This is a genomic window from Pseudomonas sp. TKO26, from assembly GCF_003225665.1.
Lineage (GTDB): Bacteria > Pseudomonadota > Gammaproteobacteria > Pseudomonadales > Pseudomonadaceae > Aquipseudomonas > Aquipseudomonas saponiphila.
Genome location: NZ_QKLN01000030.1, coordinates 1 through 3,820 on the forward strand (window position 1 = coordinate 1; position 3,820 = coordinate 3,820).

Consider the following 3,820-nt stretch of genomic DNA (forward strand, 5'->3'; position numbering starts at 1 on the left):
CTTTGGGGCCCCAAAGTAACCAAAGGGCTTTGCCCCTCCACTCGGTGCCTCGCCTAGGCTCGGCATGCCCGAACTCCGGCATTGATCCGTGGGCCGCCGCCACCGGCCATCCCTGGCCGGGTGGCGGATAACCCGGCGTCCTGCCGGGTTACCCACGGCCCAATGCCTGCGTTCGGCCATCGTGGTTAACGGGGGAAGCAGATCAAGATCAAAAGCCAGAGCAAGATCAACATCTGACGGCGGCCTGCCGGCCGGCCTTGTGTCATTGCCGTTCGCGTTACATGTAACCGCTGCCGAAGGTCTTGCGGACCTTTTCGCAGCTTCGCGGGCTCAGCAGCGGCTACAGGACAACGTAGGACTCCGTAGCCGCTGCCGCAGGCTGCGAACGGCTTGGGCGGCATTCCGACGAAGGAGACGCTAAGCCTGCCACCCCGGTGCAGCTGATACACCCCATCGTCCGATTCACCCTGCGCCTCTAACCCTCAAAAGGAGCGGATGATCCGCCCCAGGGTTTCCATGGCCCGTTCCGCCGCTTCGTTCCAGGGGCTGCCGTAGTTCAGGCGGATGCAGTTGCGAAAGCGCTGGGTCGGGGAAAAGATCGGCCCGGGGGCAATGCTGATGCCTTGGGCCAGGGCCATCTGGAACAGTTTCAGCGAGTCCATCTGTGGTGGCAGTTCCAGCCACAGGAAGTAGCCGCCCGCCGGCTGGCTGACCCGGGTCTGGGCCGGGAAGTAGCGGGCAATCGCCGCCAGCATGGCGCTCTGCTGTTCTTCCAGGGCGTAGCGCAGTTTGCGCAGGTGACGGTCGTAGCCGCCGTGCTGCAGGTAGTCGGCAATCGCCGCTTGGGCCGGCATCGAGGCGCACAGCGAGGTCATGAGTTTCAGGCGTTCGATCTTCTGCGCATAACGTCCGGCCGCCACCCAGCCGATGCGATAGCCCGGGGCCAGGCTCTTGGCGAAGGAGCCGCAGTGCATCACCAGGCCCTCGGTGTCGAACGCCTTGGCCGGTTTCGGCGCCTGCTGGCCGTAGTACAGCTCGGCGTAGACGTCGTCTTCGATCAGCGGCACCTGGTGCTGGCGCAACAGCTCAACCAGTTCCTGCTTCTTGGCCTCGGGCATGCTCGCGCCCATGGGGTTCTGGAAGCTGGTCATGCACCAGCAAGCCTTGATCGGGTGCCGCTCCAGAGTCTGGGCCAGGACCCCAAGGTCGATGCCGTCCCGCGGGTGCACGGGAATTTCCACCGCCTTGAGCTTGAGCCGTTCCAGCACTTGCAGGCTGGCATAGAAGGCCGGGGCCTCGATCGCCACCAGGTCGCCGGGTTCGGTCACCGCTTGCAGGCACAGGTTCAGGGCCTCCAGGGCGCCGTTGGTGATCAGCAGTTCCTCCATGGGCAGCATCAGCCCGGCCACCATGTAGCGCAGGGCGATCTGACGGCGCAGTTGCGGGTTGCCCGGGGACATGTCGGTGACCACCACCCGCGGGTCCATCTCGCGGCTGGCGCTGGCCAGGGAGCGGGACAGGCGTTGCAGGGGGAACAGGGTCGGGCTGGGAAACGCCGAGCCGAAGGGCACGGTGCTCGGGTCCTTGATCGAGTCGAGCACCGAGAACACCAGTTCGCTGACATCGACTTCAGTGGATTCATTGACTTCGCTGCTGATCACCGGCTCGGAGAACGGGCTCGGCGCGTGGGCGTTGACGAAGTAGCCGGAACGCGGACGGGCGCGGATCAGGCCGCGGCGCTCCAGCAGGTAGTAGGCCTGGAACACCGTCGACGGGCTGACCCCGTAGGTCTGGCTGGCGTAGCGCACCGAAGGCACGCGCTGGCCCGGGCCCAGGACCCCGGAGCGGATCAGTTCGGCGATGTCGTCGGCGAATTTTTCGTAGCGTTTCATCTGCGGGGCAAGATCCAGTCTGGTCATCGGGTCTAGGTGTTCGGTGGCGAGGGAGTCGGGGGACTCGACGGCCAGGGCGGGCCCATGGCGGCGTCGAGTACAGAGTTCCCGTGGTCCGGGGAAGCCAGCAGGCTCCCCGGCCACGGCATTCTAGAGGCTCAGCGGTTGATCGGCGCGACAAAACGACTCTTGGCCACGGCATAGACGCTTGGGTCATCGCTGTCGGCGACCTTGAAGCTGATGGCCTGGGAGCTGCTTTGCGCACGGTCCTGGGTCATGGCCACCGAGACCGGCAGGTCGGTGATTTCCCCGGGGGCCAGGCTCAGTTCGGTCTTGCCCTGCAGTTCGAAGCCATCGCCGTCCACCAGGGCCAGGCGGTAGTTCTGCCGTTCCTGGGTCTTGTTGATGATCTTCAGGCTGTAGATGTTCTCGATCTGGCCCATGGCGTTCTCGCGGAACAGGCCACGGTCCTTGCTCACGTCCAGGGACACCATCGGCCGTTGCACCAGGGCCAGCACCAGGGCGCCGATCATCACCAGCAGCACCGCGCTGTAGCCCACCAGGCGCGGCCGCAGCAGGTGGGTCTTGCCCCCTTGCAGCTGGTGTTCGGAGGTGTAGGCGATCAGCCCCCGGGCATAGCCCATCTTGTCCATGATCGAATCGCAGGCGTCGATGCACGCCGCGCAGCCGATGCACTCCATCTGCAGGCCGTCGCGGATGTCGATGCCGGTCGGGCAGACCTGCACGCACAGCTGGCAGTCGATGCAGTCGCCCAGGCCGACGTCGGCAGGCTTCACATCGCGCTTGCGCGGGCCACGGCTTTCACCGCGCACCGGGTTGTAGGAGATGGTCAGGGTGTCCTTGTCGAACATCACGCTCTGGAAGCGGGCATAGGGGCACATGTGCATGCACACCGCCTCGCGCAGCCAGCCGGCGTTGATGTAGGTGGCCGCGGCAAAAAACAGCACCCAGAACAGGCTCAGGCCGCCGATCTGCAGGGTCAGCAGCTCGTGGGCCAGGGGGCGGATCGGGGTGAAGTAGCCGACGAAGGTCAGGCCGGTGAGCAGGCTGATGCCCAGCCACAGGGTGTGCTTCATGGCCCGGCGGGCCAGCTTGTTCAGGCCCCAGGGCGCGGCTTGCAGCTTGATGCGCTGGTTACGCTCGCCTTCGGTGACCTTCTCGCACCACATGAACAGCCAGGTCCACGAGCTTTGCGGGCAGGTGTAGCCGCACCAGACCCGGCCGGCGAACACCGTGATGGCGAACAGGCCGAAGGCGCAGATGATCAGCAGCGCCGAGAGCAGAATGAAGTCCTGGGGCCAGAAGGTCGCGCCAAAAATGTGGAACTTGCTCTCGGCCAGGTCCCAGAGCACCGCCTGGCGGCCGCCCCAGTTCAACCACACCGTGCCGAAGAACAGCAGGAACAGAAAACCCGCGCCGGTCATGCGCAGGGTACGGAACAAACCGGTGAAGCTGCGGGTGTAAACGTGTTTGTCGGTGGTCTTCGACTTCATCTGTTTGGGTTGTGAAGGTTCGAAGGTCTCTACTAATCGGACGGGGATTCTTTCGCTCATGGTCGTTCGCTCATCAGCCTCCATCAGGCCGGGCAACTATGACCACGGATCTGTTTGCATAACAGACTCAGGTATTTGATAAAAAACCGTATCAGATGAGCTTTTCCGGGCCCCTGCGACAACTTGCTGCACCCCCTCCAGCACCCCCGGGGATGGCCGCAAGGGCCTCTGGCACAGGCCTGTGCCAGAGGCCCTGATCCAGGTCAGGCAAATCACCGAATCACCTTCGGTGGCCTGCAGATGACGCCGACCGCCGGCAGCATCCGTCGGCGTGCCGGGGCCGCTGGCTATGCTTGGAGCTCCAGCGGCGGCCGAGTGACGGGCGGATCGCCCTTGGGCGGCGCGGGGGTGGCG

Annotated in this window: 2 protein-coding genes; both read right to left on the reverse strand. The window is 64.9% G+C overall.

What is annotated here, in order from left to right:
- Nucleotides 1-482: 482 nt before the first annotated feature.
- Nucleotides 483-1,892 (reverse strand): GntR family transcriptional regulator MpaR, encoded by a 1,410-nt coding sequence (gene mapR, locus DNK59_RS24175; RefSeq protein WP_110724900.1) that lies wholly within the window; start codon nucleotides 1,890-1,892, stop codon nucleotides 483-485.
- A 158-nt stretch (nucleotides 1,893-2,050) separates the two neighbouring features.
- The gene (gene ccoG / locus DNK59_RS24180) at nucleotides 2,051-3,466 is read right to left on the reverse strand and encodes a cytochrome c oxidase accessory protein CcoG (RefSeq protein WP_110724901.1); all 1,416 of its coding nucleotides are present in this window, start codon (nucleotides 3,464-3,466) and stop codon (nucleotides 2,051-2,053) included.
- Between the last annotated feature and the right edge of the window lie 354 nt (nucleotides 3,467-3,820).

Bases quoted from the DNA above. Each gene is read 5' to 3' on its own strand.
- mapR (WP_110724900.1), bottom strand. From the start codon at position 1,892: ATGAAACGCTACGAAAAATTCGCCGACGACATCGCCGAACTGATCCGC.
- ccoG (WP_110724901.1), bottom strand. From the start codon at position 3,466: ATGAGCGAAAGAATCCCCGTCCGATTAGTAGAGACCTTCGAACCTTCA.